Origin of the sequence: Pseudomonas sp. UBA3149 (assembly GCF_002364655.1) — a bacterium.
GTDB lineage: Bacteria > Pseudomonadota > Gammaproteobacteria > Pseudomonadales > Pseudomonadaceae > Chryseomonas > Chryseomonas luteola.
The window spans coordinates 30741-53916 of the sequence record NZ_DEYV01000002.1 but is presented as its reverse complement, the minus strand read 5'-3'; the positions used below and the strand labels follow the sequence as shown (position 1 = coordinate 53916).

General features: G+C 55.0%; 19 protein-coding genes and 1 pseudogene. 14 read left to right on the top strand and 6 right to left on the bottom strand.

Going from position 1 to position 23176, the window contains the following annotated elements; genetic code table 11:
- Nucleotides 1–74 precede the first annotated feature (74 nt).
- From B3729_RS00755 to B3729_RS00745, 3 genes and pseudogenes are all read left to right on the top strand, one after another.
- Nucleotides 75–623: a TRAP transporter small permease gene (locus tag B3729_RS00755; protein ID WP_286786761.1), complete on the top strand. Its 549-nt coding sequence runs from the start codon at nucleotides 75–77 to the stop codon at nucleotides 621–623.
- Nucleotides 623–1903, top strand: a pseudogene (locus tag B3729_RS00750) (TRAP transporter large permease subunit). The gene B3729_RS00755 and the pseudogene B3729_RS00750 overlap by 1 nt, the downstream one beginning before the upstream one ends.
- Before the next feature lie 50 nt (nucleotides 1904–1953).
- Nucleotides 1954–2964: a TRAP transporter substrate-binding protein gene (locus B3729_RS00745; protein WP_286786760.1), complete on the top strand. Its 1011-nt coding sequence runs from the start codon at nucleotides 1954–1956 to the stop codon at nucleotides 2962–2964.
- A gap of 57 nt (nucleotides 2965–3021) precedes the next feature.
- On the opposite strand, the gene B3729_RS00740 is transcribed toward B3729_RS00745, so the two are convergent.
- The 3 genes from B3729_RS00740 to B3729_RS00730 form a co-directional block, all read right to left on the bottom strand.
- The gene (locus B3729_RS00740) at nucleotides 3022–3696 is read right to left on the bottom strand and encodes a TetR/AcrR family transcriptional regulator (RefSeq protein WP_286786789.1); all 675 of its coding nucleotides are present in this window, start codon (nucleotides 3694–3696) and stop codon (nucleotides 3022–3024) included.
- Between the two features lie 94 nt (nucleotides 3697–3790).
- Nucleotides 3791–5701 (bottom strand): 3-dehydroshikimate dehydratase QuiC, encoded by a 1911-nt coding sequence (quiC, locus tag B3729_RS00735; protein WP_286786759.1) that lies wholly within the window; start codon nucleotides 5699–5701, stop codon nucleotides 3791–3793.
- 453 nt (nucleotides 5702–6154) lie between these two features.
- Nucleotides 6155–6928, bottom strand: a complete 774-nt coding sequence (locus tag B3729_RS00730; RefSeq protein WP_010798905.1) for an SDR family NAD(P)-dependent oxidoreductase — start codon at nucleotides 6926–6928, stop codon at nucleotides 6155–6157.
- Nucleotides 6929–7116: 188 nt separating this feature from the next.
- Here B3729_RS00730 and B3729_RS00725 point away from each other — a divergent pair, with 188 nt between their 5' ends.
- Nucleotides 7117–9375 (top strand): xanthine dehydrogenase family protein molybdopterin-binding subunit, encoded by a 2259-nt coding sequence (locus B3729_RS00725; protein ID WP_286786758.1) that lies wholly within the window; start codon nucleotides 7117–7119, stop codon nucleotides 9373–9375.
- Between the two features lie 43 nt (nucleotides 9376–9418).
- Here B3729_RS00725 and B3729_RS00720 read toward each other — a convergent pair whose 3' ends face one another.
- Together B3729_RS00720 and B3729_RS00715 are read right to left on the bottom strand one after the other, a co-directional pair.
- Nucleotides 9419–9631 carry a hypothetical protein gene (locus tag B3729_RS00720; RefSeq protein WP_197871525.1) on the bottom strand — a complete coding sequence of 71 codons (213 nt, stop codon included), beginning with the start codon at nucleotides 9629–9631 and terminating at the stop codon, nucleotides 9419–9421.
- 163 nt (nucleotides 9632–9794) lie between these two features.
- Entirely contained in the window at nucleotides 9795–12008 is a 2214-nt protein-coding gene (locus B3729_RS00715; RefSeq protein ID WP_286786757.1) for a TonB-dependent hemoglobin/transferrin/lactoferrin family receptor, read from the bottom strand.
- Between the two features lie 183 nt (nucleotides 12009–12191).
- Here B3729_RS00715 and B3729_RS00710 point away from each other — a divergent pair, with 183 nt between their 5' ends.
- Genes B3729_RS00710 through B3729_RS00695 form a run of 4 tightly spaced genes read left to right on the top strand, consistent with a single transcriptional unit; the run spans nucleotide 12192 to nucleotide 15929 of the window.
- A complete protein-coding gene (locus tag B3729_RS00710) occupies nucleotides 12192–13250 on the top strand; it encodes a hemin-degrading factor (protein WP_286786756.1) in 1059 nt (352 codons plus the stop codon).
- On the top strand, nucleotides 13220–14134 hold the full coding sequence (locus tag B3729_RS00705; protein ID WP_409438639.1) for a heme/hemin ABC transporter substrate-binding protein: 915 nt from the start codon (nucleotides 13220–13222) through the stop codon (nucleotides 14132–14134). Before B3729_RS00710 ends, B3729_RS00705 begins: the two co-directional genes overlap by 31 nt.
- A 50-nt stretch (nucleotides 14135–14184) precedes the next feature.
- Nucleotides 14185–15162 (top strand): FecCD family ABC transporter permease, encoded by a 978-nt coding sequence (locus tag B3729_RS00700; protein WP_286786788.1) that lies wholly within the window; start codon nucleotides 14185–14187, stop codon nucleotides 15160–15162.
- Complete coding sequence (locus B3729_RS00695; protein ID WP_286786754.1) at nucleotides 15162–15929, top strand: heme ABC transporter ATP-binding protein; 768 nt, start codon at nucleotides 15162–15164, stop codon at nucleotides 15927–15929. The genes B3729_RS00700 and B3729_RS00695 overlap by 1 nt, the downstream gene beginning before the upstream one ends.
- Nucleotides 15930–15976: 47 nt before the next feature.
- Here the strand turns inward: B3729_RS00695 and hemB are convergent, their stop codons facing one another.
- Complete coding sequence (gene hemB, locus B3729_RS00690; RefSeq protein WP_286786753.1) at nucleotides 15977–16951, bottom strand: porphobilinogen synthase; 975 nt, start codon at nucleotides 16949–16951, stop codon at nucleotides 15977–15979.
- Between the two features lie 337 nt (nucleotides 16952–17288).
- Between hemB and B3729_RS00685 the strand changes: the two genes are divergently transcribed.
- From B3729_RS00685 to B3729_RS00660, 6 genes are all read left to right on the top strand, one after another.
- Nucleotides 17289–17612: a DUF6482 family protein gene (locus B3729_RS00685; RefSeq protein WP_010798896.1), complete on the top strand. Its 324-nt coding sequence runs from the start codon at nucleotides 17289–17291 to the stop codon at nucleotides 17610–17612.
- A gap of 731 nt (nucleotides 17613–18343) precedes the next feature.
- Nucleotides 18344–18940, top strand: coding sequence for a class I SAM-dependent methyltransferase (locus B3729_RS00680; protein ID WP_349677896.1), 597 nt, complete (start codon nucleotides 18344–18346; stop codon nucleotides 18938–18940).
- Between the two features lie 33 nt (nucleotides 18941–18973).
- A complete protein-coding gene (locus B3729_RS00675; RefSeq protein ID WP_150346223.1) occupies nucleotides 18974–20521 on the top strand; it encodes a class I adenylate-forming enzyme family protein in 1548 nt (515 codons plus the stop codon).
- A 10-nt stretch (nucleotides 20522–20531) separates the two neighbouring features.
- Entirely contained in the window at nucleotides 20532–21563 is a 1032-nt protein-coding gene (locus B3729_RS00670) for a class I SAM-dependent methyltransferase (RefSeq protein ID WP_286786752.1), read from the top strand.
- Nucleotides 21556–22737, top strand: coding sequence for a hypothetical protein (locus tag B3729_RS00665; RefSeq protein WP_010798891.1), 1182 nt, complete (start codon nucleotides 21556–21558; stop codon nucleotides 22735–22737). The genes B3729_RS00670 and B3729_RS00665 overlap by 8 nt, the downstream gene beginning before the upstream one ends.
- A 33-nt stretch (nucleotides 22738–22770) precedes the next feature.
- Entirely contained in the window at nucleotides 22771–23157 is a 387-nt protein-coding gene (locus tag B3729_RS00660) for an ectoine synthase (RefSeq protein ID WP_010798890.1), read from the top strand.
- The last annotated feature ends 19 nt before the right edge of the window (nucleotides 23158–23176 follow it).

The window sequence follows — 23176 nt, the reverse complement described above, 5'->3', positions numbered from 1 at the left end:
CGGAGCCTGGCTGTCGTTGTTTCTCGTGATTCATAACAAACACAACACACGCAGAGAAACCTAAAGGCATGGTCATGAAAACAATAATCGACCTGTACTTTCGCTTCATCAAACTTCTACTGGTGGTGTGCATGCTTGGCATGGTGGCTCTGGTGTTCGGCAACGTTGTCTTGAGATACGCCTTCAATTCCGGCATTAGCGTATCGGAAGAACTGTCGCGCTGGCTGTTTGTATTCATGGTGTTCCTTGGGGCTATCCTCGGCCTCAAGGAGCGCTCGCATATCGGCATGGGTAGCCTGCTCGCAGCCCTGCCAGCCCGCGGCAAGCGCCTGTGTCTCACCCTTTCTCACCTGATCGTGCTGTACATGCTGTGGCTGATAATCCAGGGCAGCTGGCAACAGGCGGTCATCAATAAAGACGTACTGGCGCCGGCATCAGGACTGTCCATGGCAGTGTTCTATTCGGCTGGGCTCGTCTTTGGGATCACCTCGGTCGGCATCATGGTGTACGAACTCTATGCCGCACTGTTCCTTCCCCTGCCGTCTGTATCCTCGCCCTCCTCCAAGGACAAGCAGACACCGTTCGTAACCCCGCCCAAGACAGCCTCAGGGGAGCGCAGCTGATGATTCTTTCCGTTTTCCTGGGCTCTCTGGTCGGCAGTATGGTCATCGGCATGCCGATCGCCTTTGCGCTGCTCGTCGCAAGCGCCGCCATGATGTATTACCTGGATCTGTTTGACGCTCAGATCATTGCGCAAAACCTGCTTAACGGTGCCGACAGTTTTCCATTGATGGCGGTACCGTTTTTCATGCTCGCAGGCGAGATCATGAATGCAGGTGGCCTGTCTCGCCGGATCGTGAACATTGCGATGTCCATGGTAGGGCACAAGCGAGGTGGACTTGGCTAAGTGGCGATTATCGCCTCGTGCCTTCTGGCTTCGCTGTCCGGTTCTGCCGTCGCCGATGCCGCTGCCCTTGCCGCCCTTCTGGTACCAATGATGGTCTCGGCTGGACACAGCCGCGAACGGTCGGCAGGCCTGATCGCAGCAGGGGGCATCATTGCGCCCATCATTCCTCCTAGCATTGGTTTCATCATTTTCGGTGTCGCCTCCGGTGTCTCCATTTCCAAGCTGTTTCTGGCCGGTATTGTGCCGGGGCTCATGCTCGGTGCGGCTCTGGCGGTTGCCTGGTGGTGGATCGCTCGCAAGGAAGTCGTAGAAACCTCACCCAAGCGTTCCGGCCGGGAAATTGCGCAGACGCTCATCGAAGGCAGCTGGGCATTGGGGCTGCCGCTGATCATCGTGTTTGGCTTGAAGTTCGGCGTCTTTACACCGACCGAGGCCGCTGTGGTTGCTGCGGTCTATGCGCTATTCGTGGCAACGGTGATCTACAAGGAACTGAAGCTCAGCGATCTGTATGAACTCATCCTGAGTGCGGCAAAAACCACCTCGGTCGTCATGCTATTGGTCGCTGCTGCCATGGTTTCGTCTTGGTTGGTGACCATAGCCGACCTCCCCGGCCAGCTGGTTGACCTGCTCGATCCGTTCATGGACAACCCCACCGTACTGCTGCTGATGATCATGCTGCTGATTATTATTGTCGGCACCGTCATGGACATGACACCCACCATCCCGATCCTGACGCCTGTGCTGATGCCAACCGTTGTTCAAGCGGGTATCGACCCTGTGTATTTTGGCGTGCTCTTTTTGATCAACACCGCCATAGGACTCATCACACCTCCGGTCGGAACCGTCCTGAACGTCGTATGTGGCGTCTCCGGGATCCAGATGAATGAAATCATCCGCGGTGTCTGGCCGTTTCTCCTGGCGCAGTTGCTGGTACTGCTCCTGCTGGTCATTTTCCCGGTGCTAGTGACAGGTCCAATGAAATTCCTGGCGGGCTAAGTCACTGCACCCCGTTTCGCAAACAACAAAAACAAGATGGAGCTTTCAAGATGACGATGATCAAAACAGCTTTGGCTACCGCCTGCGCAATCGGTGTGTTGTATGCCAGCACGGTAGCTGCCGAGGTACGTAACCAGACCTTACGGTTTGCCTTCCAGAATGTGAAGGAACATCCTCAGGGTCAGGGCGCACAGAAATTTGCAGATCTGGTGAAGGAAAAGAGCGAGGGCAAGATCAAGGTGCGGCTCTTTCCAGGCGGCACGCTCGGCGGTGATCTGCAAACCGTCTCCGCCATTCAGGGTGGCACACTGGACCTGACCGTACTAAACGCCGGCATCCTGGCAGCACAGGTAAAGGACTTTACCATTCTCGACTTTCCCTTCTTGTTCAATAATGCCCAAGAGGCTCAGCAGGTCATGGATGGTCCGGTGGGCCAGGCACTGGCCACACGCCTGGAAGGCAAGGGCCTGCATACCCTGGGATATTGGGACCTGGGCTTTCGCAACATAACCAACAGCAAGAAGCCCATCGCCCGCTGGGAGGATCTGCAAGGCTTGAAGATCCGTGTCATACAGTCACCCAGCTATCTGGAGACATTTTCCGCATTGGGCGCAAACCCCGTTCCGATGCCCTTCCCCGAAGTGTATACGGGCCTTGAGCAGCGAACCGTTGATGGACAGGAAAACCCTAATACCGTGATTCTGGGCAGCAAGTTCTACGAGGTGCAGAAATACCTATCGGTGACACGCCACGTGTACAACCCGCAATCGTTCATCATAGGCGAAAAGTCATGGAACAAGCTGAACGAGGACGAGCGCAAGGTCATTACCGAGGCCGCCGCTGAGGCTCAGGCCTATCAGCGCATGGTCTCCGGGCAGGCTCAGGACAGTGCCTATCAAACCTTGAAAGGCCACATGGCCGTCAATGAAATCACGCCGGAGGAGATGGACCGATTCAGGGAAAAGACCAAGCCAGTCATTGAAAAACTGTCGAAGGATGTCGACCCCGCTCTGGTCAAGATGCTGGATGACGAAATACAAAAAGCGCGGAAGTCACGGTAAGCCCGCCTCTCGATACCGCTGCATGAATTGATGCAGCGGTATTCGCGTTCCAATCAGTCATTTGCAGACATAGCGCAGCACCACATCGCAAATGAGTTCCTTGTGCCGCTCCCGGTTATCTGCATCCGTCAGGTCGATCTGGTGGATCGATGAAAAGGTATAGCGGTTGGACACCCGATAGAAGCAGAACGAGCTCATCATCATGTGCAACTCAAGTGGATCCAGCCCCTCCCGAAAAACGCCCTGTTCTACGCCACGCACCAGAATCCTAGAGATGGTCTGAACAATCGACGAGTTGACTGAGGTAATGGCCTGTGACTGGCGAATGTAATTTCCCTGATGGATATTCTCGATACACACGATCCGAACGAAATCGACATTCAGATCGTGGTAATCAAACGTGAACTCGACCAGTCGCCGAATGGCTTCTACCGGTTCGAGCGCATCCAGATGCATCTGGGACTCGGTCGAGCGGATCTCCCCGTAGAGCTTTTCCAGCACCGCAGAGTAGAGCTGATCCTTGCTCTCGAAGTAGTAATAGATCATGCGCTTCGATGTTCGGGTGCGCTCGGCAATGGCATCGACTCTCGCCCCGCTCAGGCCATTTTCCGCAAACTCGGCAACCGCCGCCAGGAGGATTTCCTGCTTGGTTTCTTCGGGGTTGTTCTTTCGTGGCAGTCGGGGCACAGACTGCGTTTTTACAGCATCGGAGCTAAGGGATTCGGCAGCCATTATTGGTTGTGTCATTGGCAGGTTCAAAAACCTTATGGTAGTTGTTGTTATTGGATTAAGGTAGGGCTATGCCACGTAGGGCACCGCCCTACCTTCAAAGACGTCCGGCCGTCTTTCGGGTGCGCGCCTGAGCCATGGCCGCCAGGCGGACCGGCGTATTGGCAGCACCATAGCCACTGTAACTATTTTTGCGTTGTAGAACTTCGAAAAAGAAGCGATCCGCGAACGGCTCCGTATAAACATGGAACAGCTCGCCTCCCTGTGCGTCCCGATCATAGAGCACATTGTAATAGGCCAACCGGCTCAGGTAGTCATCGTCAAAGCCGTACCGCGCTGAGAGGTCGTCGTAGTAGTTATACGGAATCTCCAATAACGGCACTCCGGCCTCCTTGGCCTGGGCAGCGGCCGCAAAGATGTCATCACATTCGAATGCGATATGGTGGACGCCTGATCCACGGTAGCTCGATAAGGCTCGGGAGATGGCCGTATTACGATTTTCCGAAATGTTGAGCGCCATACGTATCGACCCGCAGGGACTGCGCAGCGCACGGCTTTTCACCAGACCATAGGGATCCGGCAGCACAACTTCATCGTCAGCCTTGAAATTAAGCAGGCTCTTGTAGAACAGTACCCAGGTGTCGAGGCTGTCTGCGGGCAGCGCCATGGCCACATGATCGATGGTATTGAGTACATCGTCCGTGGACGAGGTTGCGCTCAGGTTGAAGTCTGTATCGTAGATCGAGCGCCCATCCGTGCCAGAGGCGACAAAGTAGATCAGGCCTCCATCCGGTGCACGTACCGCAGGAATCTCACGCTCGTTCGGGCCTACCAGGCCGCGATATGGCTGCGCACCATACTGGCAGGCACGCTCCATGGCCTTTGCGCTATCACTGACCCGCAGGGCCTTGGCACACAGCGAAGGTCCATGAACTTCGAAAAAGTTATGGGCAAACGAATAAGGCTCGGCATTGAGTACGAGATTGGTGCTGCCTTGCCTGAGCAAGGTAACGTTCTTAGAGCGATGCTGCCCGGCCTGAGCAAAACCCAGACGGGTTAGCCATTGCGTAAGCTCTGCACGAAGTGGCTCGTCTACGGCAAACTCCAGAAATTCGATACCGTCAAACTCGAGCGGCGGCACCGGATCGAACAACAGCTCCGGCGCAACCGGATCGGCAGGCGGTTCATTGGCCAGGCGGTTGCGGGTTTGTTCCTCCAGGTAAAGCAAGGAACGGAAACCATCAGCCGCATTGGCCCGTGGAGGTGCTGCGCGAAAACCATCGTTGAATACTTCAAGTGAGAGCGGACCGGTATACCCCGAGCGCAGGATCGGCGCCAGGAAACCGGCCAGATCAAATTCGCCTTGCCCCGGGAAGCAACGGAAGTGCCGGCTCCACTCCAGTACATCCATATTGAGAATCGGCGCATCAGCCATTTGCACAAAAAAGATCTTGTCACCCGGAATACTGGCGATACCGGCAGGATCATCCTTCAATGACAGGGTATGAAAACTGTCCAGCAATACGCCCACGCTGGGGTGATCGACCTGTTGCACAATCGACCAGACCTGATGCCAGGTCTTGACGTGCCGCCCCCATGCGAGGGCTTCGTATCCTATGCGCATGCCGCGTGCACCCGCCCGCTCACCCAGCAGGCGAAGGTCATCCACCAGAATAGCCTCCTCGCCTATCGAGTCGACCGTTACGTTGCTGCACACCAGTATCAGATCCGTACCGAGCTCCTGCATCAGGTCAAACTTGCGCTCGGCCCGGTCCAGGTTACGGGGCAAACGGTCACGCGGACACCCCTCGAAATCGCGGAAAGGTTGGAACAATGTGATAGCGAGTCCCAGGTCAGCGCATAATCGACGGATTTCTCGCGGCGTTCCGCCGTAAGTGAGCAGATCGTTTTCAAAAATCTCCACACCGTCGAAGCCTGCGGCAGCAATGGCTTCCAGTTTTTCAGGCAGGGTTCCACTCAAGGAAACCGTGGCGATCGAGCGCTGCATAATCAGTCCCTCTTGGCAGGCATATTGTAGGACCCAGGCCGCTCGGCTGCCCGGATCGGTTTTCTTTGCGCCTACAGCGGTGATAGGTATCAACTCTGGATAGCTTTCACCGTCATAGTGCCCCTTTTACAAACTATTTTGTACTCACTGGTTAGTTTATGTTCGATAAACGAACATATCTGCTTTTCTGCCTCAGGTAGTATTGGCTTTCTGTCGGAAGTCGAAACAGCTCTACTATAAGTGTCAGTCCGAAGACTGTTTCGAAAGCTCATCAGCCTGAACACTACTGTCGGCGGGAGATCATACGAAGGGCAGTTCTCAATGCCAGTGCAAGGGATCGCAGAAGGAAACGTTTTGGAGCAAACGCCATGAAAAGGGGTCTTCCTGAAAAGAAAACAGCGGCAGGCCTGATCAGTACAGCATCACCGATCTGACCTGCTGGTGCCTTCTACACTAAGCGCCCTGCCCCCAATTCATTTCCAGCCCGCCATCAATCGTAAAGTTCTGACCGGTGACGTAGTCGGACTCAGGGCTGACCAGATATAGCGCCAGCTCGGCAATCTCCTCAGGATAGCCGGGACGCTTCCAGGGAATATTGGGCAGCTCTTCCTCGCGCTTCTGGGGATCGTCGACTCGAGCCTCTGTCATCGGGGTTCGGATAAGCCCTGGCGCAATAGCGTTCACATTGATCTTGAGCGGCGCAAGTTCCAGCGCAAGGCTGCGCGTCATGGTAAGAAGCCCACCTTTGGCAGCGCCATAAGGCACATTGTTGGGGCTGGGGATTGAGTCATGAACAGACGTGATATTGAGGATCTTTCCCTGCCCACCGACCTGCTGGCGGCGCCGGATGAACTCACGGGCACAGAAAAACGGCCCGTATAAATCGGTTTTGATCACCAGATCGAATTCCTCAGTAGTCAGTTCGGTAATGGGTTTGCTTTTGCCCGTACCGGCGTTATTAACCAGAATATCGGGTGTCCCCAGCTCCTCGTCCACTGCCTTGAACAGGGCCGACACACTGTGTTCGTCTCTGACATCCACTTGCCTTACCAGACCGCGGCCCCCTGCGTTGCGGACTTGCTCGAGGGTGTCCTGAGCACCCTGCTGATCGGAGTGATACGTGATCGCCACATGAGCACCTTCCCGCGCGAACACGGCTGCCATGGCCTTTCCCATACCCGAATCAGCACCGGTTATAACTGCGATTTTACCTGCCAGCTTGCTCATATCGTCTCCTTATGGGTGGGTTGAGATGTATGAGGGCCATACCCTCACGGCTATTACGATGGACCGTGTGTATCCCACCTCTACTGCCCCACTCGTCAGGCAAAGGAACAAGGCACCTACTGGAACCGCCATTTTGACCATGGTGTCCCCATTGGAGAGAGGCTGGCTTCTGTTATGAGGTTTCTGCAATGAAAGCGCCCCACCGTCTCGAAGCGTATGACAAAGTCACCGGCAAGGCCTGCTACACGGCGGATCTTGCCCATGGGCCGGTAGACGGACCACTGGCTCATGCAGCCGTGGTTCAAAGTACGCAAGCAACAGGACGCATTGAGGCTATCGATACGGCCGCCGCGCTTGCACTGGAAGGGGTGCACTGTGTGATGACGCACCTGGACGCGCCAAGACTCAAACCCGTTCATACCCTGCCAGGTGGAGAGCTGACGCGTTTTCAGCCGCTCCAGGATAGCCGGCTGCATTACAACGGGCAGCCTGTTGCGCTGGTGATCGCTGACACTGCTGAGCAGGCACAGCGCGCCGCTGCCTGTGTAACAATACGTTATGCAGCCCCCGAGCAGCCGCCCTTACTGGTTTTGGATGAACAAAAGGCCGAACGGCCACAAATGGTGGGGGTCGGAGAGCCTGGCACAACGGAGCGAGGCGATCCGGATACCGCCTTTGCAATGGCCGAGCAGACATTCGAGCAGGTCTACGAGACGGCTTCTCACCATCACAACGCCCTGGAGCCTGGCGCCGCAATCGCTGCGTGGGATAGCCATGGGCGACTGACACTGTACCTTGGCACGCAATATTCCTATGGCGATGCATATGGCTTGGCTCAGGCCTTTGACATGGGCCTGCAAAAGGATTTCATGGAGGTCATGAAAACCGGCTCACCTGAAGAGGCATTACGCGACAAGGTCCGGATAATCGTGCCTTTCGTGGGTGGAGCCTTTGGAGGCAAAAAGGGTAACGTCCACCCGCTCCTGGTGGCCATGGCGGCAAAGCGGACCGGGCGACCCGTCAAGCTTGCCCTGACACGACGCCAGACCTTTTCCATGATGCCCTATCGCGGGGCCACACGGCAGCGGGTCCGTCTGGGCGGCGGGAAGGATGGTCGATTACAGGTACTGATGCAGGACGCCTTGATCCAGAACTCCACCACATCCAACTTCATCGAACCCGTTGGCGAAATGACGCCCAAGCTCTACGCCTCCAAGCATTTGCGTACGCAGCATAAAACCGCACGGCTCGACGTTAATGCCCCTAGCTGGATGCGTGCGCCCGGTGTGGCGGTAAGCCAGTTCGCGATCGAAAGCGCTATGGATGAATGGGCTTATCAGCAGGGTATCGATCCTCTGGAGGCCCGCCTACGTAATTATGCTGACCAGGAACCGCAGAGCGGTCATGAGTGGTCAAGCAAATCCCTCAAGGACTGCTATCAGGCAGCGGCTGAACGTATTGGCTGGCAATCACGCGATCCTCGTCCGGGCGCACACCAGGAGGGCCGATTCAAGGTCGGCTACGGCATGGCGACGTCCATTTACCATGTCGCGCAGATGGCCGCTTGCGCCCGTATGCGGATAAGGGCAGACGGAACAGCGGTCGCCTCCTCGTCAACCCATGAGATCGGTCAGGGCAGCGCCACGGCCCTGTCACAACTTGCCGCCGAAGCGCTGGGGCTGCCGTTGGGCAGTGTCACACTGGAATGGGGAGACACACGACTGCCCTACAGCTCATTGACGGCCAGCTCGTCGACAACCCTGAGTCTTGGCGCAGCGCTTCACGCCGCAGCCGATGCGTTGCGCCTGAAGCTGGGTACGCTGGCCAGTACAGATCCCGCCTCGCCGCTTCATAGGACAAACCCGGCAGAACTGAAGCTCCAGGAAAGCGGCCTTGTTTCACAGACAGGTCGCCAGGAGTCATTCGTATCGTTACTGACGCGTCACCAACTGGATTACCTTGAAGCCGAGGCCGGTACCGCAGATCAGATCAATCCACCCGAGGTAGGACGCGCTGCATTTGGCGCACAATTCGTCAAAGTGCTAGTAGATCCGCAACTGGGTACTCTCAGGGTTGAGCGTCTGGTAGGCGCCTTTGGCTGTGGTCGCATCGTGAATCCAACCCTTGCCCATAGTCAGCTCTTGGGCGGAATGGTATGGGGGCTGGGACAGGCATTGATGGAAGAGACGCGTCTTGACCGGCACAACGGCCGCTGGATGAATGCAGACCTCTCCGAGGCTTTGATTCCCACTCAGGCAGATGTGCCGGATCTGGATATCATCATGATTGAAGAAGATGACCGCCGCGGCCATCCCCTTGGCATCAAGGGTCTTGGCGAGATTGCTGTCGTTGGCGTAGCCGCTGCTGTCGCCAACGCCATTTTCCATGCAACGGGACAGCGGATTCGAACCTTACCCCTAACCTTGGATAAGCGGCTTATTCTGTAAACAAGCTACCAGCCGATAACACTGTCAGGCTTGTCATAGGCGCTCAGACTTGCCCTGCCGGCGTATCAGCAACCGCACGAGGGGGCGTCGTATCAATCACGGGAGAGAATCCACGCACTCGTGTCGGCGCTGGCTTGAAGAACAAGGCAACCAACCAGCTGGCCATGAGACTTAGAACGGCAGGAAGCGCATGATCCGCTTGCATAAAGGCAAAGCAGGCGGCGATACCCAGCCAGATAATAACGTAGTAACGCATAATGACTTCCTCACCAAAGTGGACTTCGAGGCCATAAGCAACAAGGCGAGCGGATTTTTCCCTAAAGTGAGACTTATGTCCAAAGATATTTGTAGACCCGCCTCCAATTCGAAGGTAGAGGCGGTCAGCTCCTGTTTTGACTGACGCCTCCTACCCCAAATGCTCAAATTTCCCAGACAATATTCATCGATACATTGCGGCCAGGTTGACTCAGGCGGTCGATATTGGCAGGCGCCAGCATTCCTCCCTCTCCGGTTGTGTCATAACCTCGTAGGTCATCCCACAGCCAGTATTTCCTGTCGGTGAGGTTGTAGAGTCCAGCGTTGACCGTGAGATCGCGGGTGAGCTTGTAGTAAGCCGTAAGATCCAGTACGCCAAACCCCGGCGTGCGAAACTGCGTACTACCGTCGGCAGCGTGATAGCGCGCGTCATCGACACGCTTCTTGCGTTGTACCAGTGTCCAGTCGAGACGACCGCCATATTGACCTGCACGATCGTCGTATCCGAGGCTGAAGACCCCTGTTAGCGGACTCACGCTATTGAGCGGCTGACCTGTGTCATCGTTGCGGCCCCAGGCGTAGGCGATGGTGCCTTCGCTGTAGACGCCCTCAGGCAGGCCAACGGTGTCCAGTTCCAGATGCCCTTTGGCTTCGGCACCTTTGATCGTGGCATGACTGATATTGCTGGACTGGAAAACAGCATAACTGCCCCCTCCGCCCAAGGCATCCTCTTCGATAAAATCGCGATATTTGTTATAGAACACCGCGACACTGAAACTGCCCTGATCGAAGTGCCCTCTGAACCCCAACTCAACGCCACGGCTGGTTTCCGGATCAAGGTCGGCATTGCCCACCACCTGGTAACCTGCGCTTTCATTGGTGAAGTTGCCATATAACGCTTTGGGTGTTGGTGTGCGGAAGCCCTCGGCGTACTGGCCGAAGGCACTGTAACGATCATTGAAGCGATAGGTCACGCCTAGTTTTGGTGAAACGTGGTGCCAGCTCTTTTCGCTATCATCGAAAGCCGTACCGCTGGCCAACCCGGCGAGATAGGCTGTATTGGCATCCGGCTTCAGCGTCGTATGGTCATAGCGTAACGCTGGCAGAAAGGTCCAGGCCCCTATATCGATCTGGTCCTGAACAAACGTTCCCCAGGTGTCCACCGCAGGCGATGGAAAATCGCTGGCATAAAGATTAGCCACACCACGGTTGGATGTCCCTGTCCGCAAGCCGTTGACCTCCTGGTGCTCATAACGCAGTCCATAAGTCACCAGATGCTCGCTCTCGCCCATGGCGAAATGCTTGTCGAGTTTGTTATCGAATGCCCAAGTATGTTCTTCATACGTGGTCTTACGGTAATAGCTGGCGCTGCTATTGGGCTGGTAAGTGCGCTGATCCGTCCCACCGTTTTGGTAGCTGAGCAACGTGGTCCAACGATCAGCGAAGCCGGTAGTCAGGCTCAGTGCGTTTTCCAGACTGAAGCGCTCTCGTTCCTCTACATCAACGACATTACGTCCCAGATAACTGCGCGTCTGTACGCCGAAAATACGGGTCGGTGCACTTTTGATATCACCGTCCAAACGTGAGCGATAATGCTCATAGGTCAATTGCAAACGGCTGTCGTCACCGTAGTGATAGCCTAGTTTCGCCAGCACGTTGTAGCTGTCGTGATCCTCCGGGTTGGCTGCGGTACGGCTGGTACCGAGTCCATGATGGTCACCATACGACTCCGCTTCGTGCCCGCTGCGCTTGCCATAATGCACCAGCGCATCGAAATCGCCGGTCCGGCCTGCCACTGTACCGGAGGTCAACCAACTACGATCAGCGGAGCTGTATCCTGTCTTGAACCGGGCACCATAGTTCCTACCTTCTCTGAGCAGATCTTCTGGATCAAGCGTGAAGTAGCTGACAGCACCACCGATGGCATCACTTCCATACAGGGCAGAAGCCGGGCCACGCAGGATCTCTACCCGCTTGACAAGGTCGGGATCGACATAATTTCGCCGGGTATTGGCATAAGGACCAAACGCATACGCGTCCGGTACCGTCACGCCATCAATCTGGGTCAAGACACGGTTGCCGTCGATCCCCCGGATATTGAAACCGTTAATGCCGGCTGCGTGCCCCGTACCTCCTACACTGACACCCGGCTCATGCCGCACCAGATCCCTGATGGTATTGATATTTTCCCGGTCTATATCCGTCTGTTCCTTGACCGTGACGGTAGTGGGAACGGCGGTGATCGGCTGTTCGGTAAAGGTTGCAGTAATGGTAGTGACTGGAAGAGCGCTGGCGCTTTCGGCGGCGGCTGTAAAGCCAGGTGTCAGGCACAGCAGGACAATCCACGGGCGAAGCGGAAACGGCGGAGACATATTCATAGAGGGCTCGGTGTTATTTAATGCATTTGATAATCATTACTATCCTAGCGATATCTGTAAAGCCAAAGATGAGAACTAATATCATCTTTATTGTAAATGATTATCGTTTTAATATGCTCTCACTGGTTCGCTAGACGGGTGTCTAGCCATGCCGCTCTACCCTAACCTTCAAGGAAATCCCCTATGAGCCTGTCTACGTTAGAGCCTGCCGTTGCGTGCGATCTCTTCAAGGAGTGGCAACGTCTGCGCCTGGAAAAACCCTCTATACGTGCACGTGATGCCGCCCAACAGCTGAAGGTCAGCGAGGCGGAGCTTGTAGCCAGTCGGATTGGGACCGATGTGATCCGCCTGCGTCCTGAATGGAAAGCGCTACTGGGTGAGCTTGCCAACTTGGGACCTGTCATGGCGCTTACGCGCAATGAATACTGCGTCCATGAGCGCCAGGGGCCGTACCGCGAACTGGCCATATCAGGAAATGGTCGTATGGGGTTGGTCGTCTCGCCCGACATCGATTTACGGCTGTTTCTCTCAGGCTGGACATCTGCGTTTGCGGTAGACGAAGTGACTTCGCGCGGCCTGTTACATAGCCTTCAGGTCTTTGATGCACAAGGAATGGCGATTCATAAAGTCTATCTGACTGAGAACAGTCATGAGGATGCCTGGGAAGCGCTGAAGACACGCTTTAAGGAAACTGAGCAAAGCTGCGAACTGACACGGGTACCGTTGAAAGCGCGTATACCGCCCTGTTCCGATCAGAAGGTTGATATCGAGGCCCTGCGCTCAGGGTGGGCGGAGCTAAAGGATACCCACCACTTCCATGCGCTCCTGCAGCGACTGGGCATCGCCAGAACCCAGGCCTTACGACTGGCGGGCAAGGAGTGGGCTGAATCATTGAATGTGGACGCGCTGCCCCAGGTCATGAACGCTGCCGCGGCACAGCAATTACCCATCATGATATTTGTGGGCAACCAGCACTGTATTCAGATCCATACCGGAACCCTCACAACACTCAAGTGGGTAGACACCTGGTTCAATGTATTGGACAGTGCCTTCAATCTGCACCTGCAAACGTCGGGTATCCATACACTCTGGCGCGTGCGTAAACCGAGTGTGGACGGCATCATTACCAGCCTTGAGGCGTATGACCACAACGGAGAACTGATCATGCAGATGTTTGGCGCACGTAAACCTGGCCAACCCGAACGTGCACAATGGTCAGCCCTGGCGGAGTCTGCTCAGTGAAAAAGATTCGTCTTGCCATCGGACTTCTGCTCTGGGCTACCGCCGTGGTCGTTTTATCTGCCGAGCAGCCCCAACGCTGGGTCAGTGCAGGCGGCTCGCTGACTGAATGGATCGCCGTACTGGGCGGTCAATCCCGACTGGTTGGCGTAGACACTACAAGCCAGCACCCCGAGTCGCTTCAAACGCTGCCCAGGATAGGTTATCAACGCCAGCTCAGCGCTGAAGGCATTCTTACTTTGCGGCCAGACATACTGGTAGGCAGCGAAGAGATGGGGCCGCCTCCCGTGCTTGATCAACTGCGCAGAACAGGAGTGCGAGTAGAGACCTTGTCGGCCGACGCCAGTCTGGACACCCTGCACCGTACCCTGGAAGCACTGGGTACCTGGCTGGGGAGACCGGAAGAGGCCCAAAGGCAATTTGCCCGCTACAGTGATGCGTTGCACAACCTGGAATCCCGCATTCATGCAGCTCAGGCGCATCACGCCAGCCCTGGCGTGCTTCTACTCATTGGAGGCACGGGAGATCGGCCGTTAATCGCAGGGCCCGGTACACTCGGCGATTGGCTGATCAAGCAGGCAGGAGGTATCAACCTAGCGACGCAGCCAGGATACAAGGCGCTCTCCAGCGAAGTGCTGGCTGGGCTTGACCCGGCGTATATCATTATTGCCGACCGCCGCCTTGAGGGCGCTGCTGCTGCGCAGGCGCTGTTAAAGCAGAATCCCGCCCTAGAGCAAAGTCAGGCCGTGCGTGAAGGACACCTACTGCCTATTGATGCCACCGTACTGGTAGGCGGACTGGGGCCTCGTCTGCCGGAAGTAGCGGAGCACCTAGCCGGACAGTTTTACCTACAAGATCTTCCAGAGCCGGCAGCCGGACAACCATGAGTCTGCGCGCGGCGCCTCGGTTATTGCTTATAGGGCTGATCGGCTTGACCCTGCTCAGCCTGTGGCTGTCACTGGCGCTGGGGCCGCTTCGCCTCCCCCTGGGCGAAACGTTGCGCGCGCTGGCTCATCTTTCCGGTCTACCTGTTACCGCCAGTGACCAGGCTCTGCTGATAGTTGGACAGATTCGTTTGCCTCGCACCCTGATGGGCCTGATGGTTGGTGCGGTGCTGGCATTGACGGGCGTTGCCATGCAGGGGCTTTTCCGCAATCCCCTTGCAGACCCCGGCCTGATTGGGGTGTCCAGTGGAGCGGCGTTGGGCGCAGCCCTGGCAATTGTCGGTGGCGAGTACCTCTTCAGCCTGCCGATTGGGCTCCAGCCTTATCTGCTGTCATTGTTTGCCTTCATGGGCGGCCTGGTGATCACTGCCATCGTTTACCGACTGGGTTGCCGGCACGGTCAGGCACACGTCGCCACCATGCTCCTGGCAGGTATTGCGTTAACGGCCATGGCAGGCGCTGCCATAGGTCTGCTCACCTATCTGGCTGATGACACCACGCTGCGCCTGTTGACCTCCTGGAACCTGGGGAGCCTGAACGGTGCCAGCTATGCCCGGCTATGGCCCTTGGTGGGGATTGGTCTGGCCGTAGCGCTATGGTTGCCCCGGCGTGCCGACGCCCTGAATGCGTTGCTTCTTGGAGAGTCCGAGGCACGACACTTGGGTATCGATGTAGAGCGACTCAAGGGCGAGCTGATCCTGTGTACTGCCTTGGGTGTAGGTGCCGCAGTCGCAGCAGCAGGCCTGATCGGCTTCGTAGGACTGGTCGTGCCACACCTGCTCCGCTTGATTGCAGGGCCCGACCATCGGGTACTCTTACCCAGCGCACTGTTTGGCGGCGCCAGCCTGTTGATTCTGGCCGATATCATTGCACGCCTGTTGCTAGCACCCGCCGAATTGCCAATAGGGATCGTGACTGCTTTTATCGGGGCGCCCTTCTTTTTGTTCCTGCTGTTGCGACGGCCCATGTAATGCTCAAGGCAACAGAATTAAGCGTTCAGCATGCCACCGGGTGGCGTATTCGTGACATTGATCTGGAGCTGCGCAGCGGCGAAATCCTGGGAGTTATCGGTCCCAACGGCGCAGGGAAAAGCACACTCTTTGGCGCGTTATGTGGAGACATACGACCGACCTCAGGCGATATCATACTTGGAGCAACGCCCCTGGCAGCATGGTCGCCCGAGGCGAGGGCTCTTAATCTGGCTGTACTGCCTCAAACCTCGACGTTAAGTTTTGCGTTTACGGTAAGACAAGTTGCAGGTTTCGGCAGACTACCCCATGCAACAGGCCTCCATACCGATACCCGAATTGTCGATACGGTACTTGATCTTTGCGACCTGACCGAGCTTGCGCAACGCCACTATACGACCCTGTCCGGCGGGGAGCGCCAGCGAACCCATTTGGCCCGCATACTCGCGCAGCTATGGCCTGCCACCTCTGACAAGGTGCTCTTACTGGATGAGCCGACGTCAGCCCTCGACCCCCATCATCAGCACAGCATTCTGAAGGTGATCAGGCAGATGGCCAATCAAGGGTTAGCCGTAGCCGTCGTGCTGCACGACATGAACCTGGCGGCCCGCTACTGCGACAGGCTGCTTCTGCTCAAGCATGGTCAAATGGAGGGCTTGGGCAGCCCTGAAGAAGTCTTATGCCCCGATCGCCTCAAGGCAGTGTTTGATCTGGACGTCTTGATTCAAGAGCACCCAGTGCATGGCCATCCGCTGGTGATCTACCTGTAGCCTTGAGCGGAGCCGGCGAAAGGAGTGCCGGCTCGCTATTCGCAGTGTTAGATACCGTCTTTGGCCAGGTCCATGGCGAAATAGGTAAAGATCAGGTCGGCACCGGCACGCTTGATCGAGCCCAGGCTTTCCCGTACCACGCGGTGTTCGTCAATGGCCCCTGCGGCTGCCGCAAACTTGATCATGGCGTATTCACCGCTGACCTGATAGGCGCCCAGCGGTAGCCTGGAGGCTTCACGAATGTCCCGAATGATATCCAGGTAAGCACCAGCGGGTTTTACCATCAGCGCGTCCGCGCCTTCCTGTTCATCCATCAGGGATTCACGGATCGCTTCGCGGCGGTTCATGGGATTCATCTGGTAGGCATTGCGATTGCCTTTGAGTGCGCTGCCACCGGCTTCGCGGAACGGGCCATACATCGCCGACGCAAACTTGGTGGAGTAGGACATGATCGAGGTATTGATAAAGCCTGCCTCATCCAAAGCGCTGCGAATCGCATGCACCTGTCCATCCATGGCCGCCGACGGCGCAATGAAGTCTGCACCGGCCTGCGCGGCAGCAACGGCTTGCTTGCCCAGGTTGATCAGCGTGGCATCGTTGTCGATGTGGTCATCATGAACGATGCCACAATGACCGTGACTGGTGTACTCGCAGAAACAGGTATCGGACATGACGATCATTTCCGGTACCGCGTCCTTGCAGATACGCGCCATACGTGAAACCAGACCGTCCTCATGCCATGTATCGCTTCCATCATGAGACAGGTGATGAGACACGCCAAAGGTCATGACCGACTTGATACCAGCGCGAGCATAACGCTCGATTTCGTTGGCCAGCCTGGATTCAGGAATACGCATGACACCCGGCATGGCTTTGATCGGGACGAAATCATCGATTTCTTCCTCGACGAAAATCGGCAGTACCAGATCGTTAAGGCTCAGCTCGGTTTCCTGAAACATCGAGCGAAGCTGATCGGAACGACGAAGACGGCGTGGGCGAGAAAGAGGGAAAGAACTGGGCACTTGAAACCTCGCAATAAACAAAATCTGTAGCAGATTCGACGTCTGACGAGCGGAGGGATGGCCACGGCAATAGGAAGGATTCTGAAAGTCGAGCCGAAGGACTCAGCGGATCGTCATTTCATTAGCATACTACTGAACAGACGTTTTATGTCGCCCCTTCAGCGCGTCATGTTGCCGCGCATCGTTTTCATCGTAGCAAGGTAGATGATGGGCACCACAAGGCCGTGCAGATATCACAAGACGGACGTTCCTCTATTGAACTCGCCCACCCACCACGTTTCAAAGAACGATAGCGAAACGCTTATTTGAACAACAACCCCAGCACTGGAGAACCTTCATGAAAGTGGCAGAATTGACCAAGCATGTGAAGGACGGAGATGTTAAGGAAATCCATTTCGTTTCCATGGAGGGCGGCTCTTTCGTCATACATGCGTTAATGAATAATGAATCCCATCCCGTTGTGAACGATCACGGTGAAACGCTGCATATCGCCTCGGTCGAAGAAGGCCGAAAAACACTGGTCAATCTGAAGGGAGACGTTCAGCTATTCCTGGTTCAGCCTGCAGTCTACGAAGAGATGGTCGGGCAAGACAGCACGCCCCAGGCTTCCAAGCAGCCCATTCCCCTGCATGGCAACTCCATGGGCCAAAGAAACAACTAGGACTGCTGAGCCTGATGTATTCAGGCTCTGTCGTTCCATCCTAGCGACGGACACCACCAGCCAAACAGTTCTTTACGGCCTTAGCATCACCCTCTTAAATACACGCATAGGGTTAAGAGCCGCTAACAAAACCCATTTCTGGTTAGCTGGTATAGGCAAGCACACGCCTGATACTCGCTGAAATTGCCTATTTTAGACCCTCTGCCTGCGCTCACTTGATCAGGTTTTGTTAGCGGCTCTTAAAACGCCCGTACGTGTGCTTATGCAGCGCGCTCGTAATGATTTTCCAGAGTGTGAAATTCAAAGGTAGCGGCGAGCCGCATAACCATACAGAGCTGCTCAGCTGATGCGAGTGTGCAAGCACTTGTCAATCCACTCTTCGAACTATGTTTCTTGAGCACGTCTTGCACCGCTTGCTGCATGTAGTCGACAGGCTTTGCGAGTTCGGGATCTGCCCAGTCTGGACAGGGCTATAGCTTATCTTTTTGGATCATTGAGCTATGACCGCACCACTCTTAAGGAGCATGAACGCCCAAGGACCTATAGGCTTGACCAAATTCACGACGGCATCTTTACTCTCCATGGCTCGCGTTCTCTTCGCGAAGCAAAGTGTTGTGCACTGACCTATATTATTAACAGGGAATAACTATGAAAATAATGGATAGTTCCGTTCTCAAAGAATGGTACCTCAGTGAATACAGCGCCTGTGATCACGGCACTTTGTTTGGTGAATTACGAGGGGAGCTCAAGAATTTTTTTCCAGGCTACCTGATGGCCCGGGTGCAGCGCTTGAGCTTGGGTGTGGAGACGGTCGTAATCTCACTGCCTTGGCGCGTAAAGGTTATACCTTAAACGGCGTAGACATGGTCGATAGCACGGTTCATAGCCGTGAACTCAATCCTTGGCTACAGGGCATGAACTTTCAGCAGACTGACATTTTGACCTATACGCCTGAGTTCGAAAGTTACGATGTGCTTATATGTTCAGAAGTTCTCCACTTTTTCACGAAAGATGAGCTTCAGAAGGTGATGCCAAAGATAATCAGCGCAGTGAAACCAGGCGGATATGTTTTTCTGGATTTACTGTCGGATCTAACCCGTTTTTTTCAAGCGACTGGAGAGCCTTTCATTTGGGATAAAGAGGCCGGACTATCGATCCAGGACAGCGAAGCCTTTTTCGATGCTTGGCTTAGTGATTTCGATATATTCGAATGCAATCACTTTTTTGATAAACAAAGTTGGCCTTTGAGCGATGCCAAAAGCTTGCCTATAGATCCTTACACATGGCAGGGCACCTATGTCTCGTTGTGTGCGCGAAAACGTAAATGACTTCAGGACGTTTCGCATAAAGGAATGTCGAGCATGCAGCTTTTCCATAAAGTCATTGCAAGTAACGCCAATAGATATCCGACAAAGCCGGCCATCGTTCTCGACGGGCAAGTAACTTCATATCAGGTGTTGCAAAAGCGGATAGACGACATCGCGTCGGCGCTGTCGATGCTCGGTGTCGCGCCAGGCGACCGTGTGGGTTTGTACGCATCGATCTCTATAGACTTAATCGCCTGCTACCTGGGACTGCTGAAAATAGCAGCGATCACCTCTGCGACTCATCACACCCTAAATCGAACAAAGCTAATTCATCAGCTCAAGCAATCTGGCGCCCGGACCCTGATAACCGACTATACCGATGATTTACCTAGCCTGATCGAAGAAGCTGGTCTCGAACTTGTTTTGCTTACCACTCCAATTCCGATAGCGGTACCTCGCGTTATTCAGCTTGCCGAGGCAGTCTTGAGGCATGGGAACAAAACAAATGTAGTTGCCTCATCCCTTATCGACGATGCTGAAAGGCCTACATCGATTTTCTATACCACGGGTTCAACCTTCAATCCTAAGGGCGTGCTCGTCAACCACCGCATAATGCTGGCAGCTTGTAGTCGGGTTACGGAGTACCTGAAGATTGCCCCTAAGGATCGTATCCTCAGCTATTCGACACTAGCATCGGACTACGGCGTCTATAACGTGATGATGCCATTATACGCTGGGGCCACCAGCGTCATTGAAACTAGGCCCGCACTTAGCGCAGAAGATGTATTCGCGGTCGTCGAACGTGAGAGCGTCACCGCAATGCACGTATTTCCTCCAGTGTTCTTCCTGCTAGCTAACACAGGAACAGAGTGTCAAGTGCGAGTGCCAAGCTTGCGTTACATATCCAGCAGCGGGCAGGCCCTTCACACTCGACACATCCAGCGAATTCGCAAAGCGCTGCCTCAGGTGCAAATCTTTTCCAACTACGGGCTCACGGAATGTAAACGAGTAAGTTATTTGTCTCCTGAGGAAATTGACCGCCGCCCAACGTCAGTAGGTAAGCCTTTACCCGGTGTCAGTCTGTACTTGTTGGACGAGCAAGACCAAGTCATCTATCAGCCCGGCGAGGTTGGTGAGCTTCTTGTGACAAGCGACTACCTGATGCTCGAGTATTGGAACATGCCCGAGGCGAATGCCAAAGCCTTTATCTACGATGCCTTCGGTCATTCACGGTTGTACCGCACTGGCGACCTATTCAAGCAGGATGCCGAGGGCTATCTTTACTATGTCGCCCGCAAGGACGACGTTTTCGCGCGCAATATGTGGAACGTCAATCCAAGAGAAATTGAGGAGTGCCTAGCCTCGCACCCAGCTGTTGCCGAGGTGCTAGTGGTGCCGGTCGCTGACGAATCAGCCGGGCACGTGCCAAAGGCTTACATCGTGCTTGATATCGATCATCGACAAACGAGCGGACAGATGCTGATCGACTACTGCAAGGTGCATTTGGACTGGCACATGGTTCCGACCCAGTGCGTATTTCTCGAAGCTCTCCCAAAAACCGATTCGGGCAAATTTAATGCTAAAGGTCTGATCCGATACTAGAGGCTATGCTATGAAGACGCCACTCCAGAAAATAGATTGCACTGCCCTCGACCGCGACCTGCAACAAAGTGCGATGCTCAAACTCGCGGGACACTTCCACAGTCTGGCCACAGGCGCGAGTCAAGTACCTCTACAGTCCCTGGACAGTCATCTGCGGTCCATGATCCGAGACCCACAGGTCCTCGACTACCACGATCAACTAATCGCAAATGCTGGACCATTATTCTCCCACTTCCTGGCAAGCGTGCCATACATTCTTGAAGAGCTCGCCAGAGTTGGCGTCGCTCTCACCCGCTTAGCTCACGCAGATAGCGCAGAAACAGGCAAAACCTTTAGTCTATTCGAGGTAGACGCGTTTGATGGTAGTAACGGCTGTGCCCTTGCCAGCCATTCGCACGGACTGATCCGCAGTTTTACCTCCTCTCCGAACTTGGCCAATCAAATACCCTTTGAGCGGCACGCTGATCCGGCGCTTTCGCTTTTCTTTCCAGAATCCGTGTTTAAGGTAACCCCCGCTCTGCTGCAAGCCCCAGAATATGGTCAATTCAGCGAGGGTTTTGACTTTATTTATGAGATGGCGGCATTCCAGTTCTATTCAAAGGATCGAGCCAGCCAGATCTCCCATATCAAGCAATTTCTGAAGCCAAGTGGGCTAGTATTTTTTCTAGAAAAGCTCAATCACCCTGACCCAGATGAGTATAACCTACGGGAACGGATCAAGGATGAGGAATTCAAGACCCGATACTTCAGCGAAGAAGAGATCCACTGGAAACGTCAACAGATGCTCGAGCAAATGCAAAATGGCCAAGTCACATTCGAAGAACTTGTCAGCGCTTTGTCCGCACGTTTCAAAAGCGTGCACCTACTCTGGAGCAGCAGTAACTTCTGTGAATTCGTTGCCTCAGACGACCCAGAAAAGGTTAAGCAGTTTGTGGAACTACTAGGCCCGGTAGTTCAGCCATCCGGTTTTTGCTTTGAAGCTGTGCGTCTTGGCGATCTAGGCACCATGCTAAGCGGTGATAAGGCGCTTGTAGATGCTTAACACCGCAGAGCAAGCGATACATCGCAACGCATTGTCCTTGCCCTGTCACAGGGCAGCTCACTACTTGCCTCTATGGCGCGATCGAGCCGTATCCGCTGAAAAAAATCGTCGGCTGAGCAGTGACACATTCGACGAATTGTTTACCGAAGGCTTGCTAGATCTAGTATCGCCACTCGCTCCGATCACACACACCGGTAACTGGCCGACATTAGTAGAAAGCGCGCGTATCGCCGCTCGAGCGTGTCCGTCAACAGGTTGGATGCTTGCGCTAGTCGGCGGTCACGGCTCAATTATACGTCGCCTCCCTTCTACCTGCATCGATCAGCTGTACAACGATGGCCCACGCCAGCTTTTTGTCTCAGCGTCCACCAGCGCCGATAGCCTATTGTCCTTTGAGCCTGAAGGTATACGGGTCGACGGACGATGGCGCTTCAGTTCAGGCATTGAGGATGCTACTTGGCTGATGCTCAACGCACCTTGCCTTACGCACCCCGAAGCTGCTCACACACCACGTTTTCTGGTGCTAGTACCCGCTAATGAAGTTGAAAAGCTTGAGACCTGGGACAGTTGCGGTATGGCGGCAACAGGATCTCACGATGTAATGACCAGCGGGTTAGTAGTGCCCGATGATCGCGTCTTTGCGCTGCATGAGGTGTTCGCCCAGAACCTGTTTGCGCTAACGCCCGACTACATCGATAGGTCGCCCTTGGTTCCCTACCTCACCACATCGATCGTTGGCCCGCTATTGGGCTGTGCCGAGGGTGCTCTTGCGGCGTTTGTAGCGACGTTCAACGGTCCCATGATGATGAAAGATCCTCGGATTTCCGAACAGGCCGCTCACTCGGCCGCGCAGCTATATAGCGCAGAGCTTTTGTATGACTCGCTAATCACTCGGCTGCATGAGGCAGGGGTTAATGACTGGGTTCTAGACACTCAGCATCTATTGCAGCTCAAACGTGATCGCGCCTACTTAGCTCAACAGTGCGTGCAGATTGTACGCCGTCTTGTGGAGAGGCTCGGCGCTTCATCCTTGGCGGCCTGCAACCCGCTTCAGCGCCACTGGCGTGACATCCAAGCGATGGCTGCACACCGCGACGTAGCTTGGTACGAAGCGATGCAGGCCAGCGGTGAAGCCATTCTACGGTCCTCCATTGTAAATGCTCCAGAGACCTGATTTTTCCAATCGGCTATCCCAGAGAGGTTTCAAATGTTCGTTCGAAATAAATCCGATGTTGAGAAAACCCCTTACTTCGTTGAATGGGGCGCCGGGACTAGTCACCGTCTACTTACTGAGCGCGATGCCATGGGCTTTACATTGTGCCACACCGTTGTCCGCGCGGGCACAGAGTCACTTTTGCATTACCGAAACCACTTGGAGGCGTGCTATTGCATCGCAGGAGTAGGTGAAGTCGAGGACATGCAAGGCAATGTATTTCCGATCCGACCTGGAGATATCTATGTGCTTGATCAACATGACCGGCATATTTTACGCGGAGGTAGGGAAGAGGACTTGGTGCTAGTGAGCGTCTTCAATCCGCCACTGCGTGGTGACGAGCGACATAATCTCAATGACAGTTCAGGGTCCGCTTACTAGTGTTTCTTCTGGCCGCTAT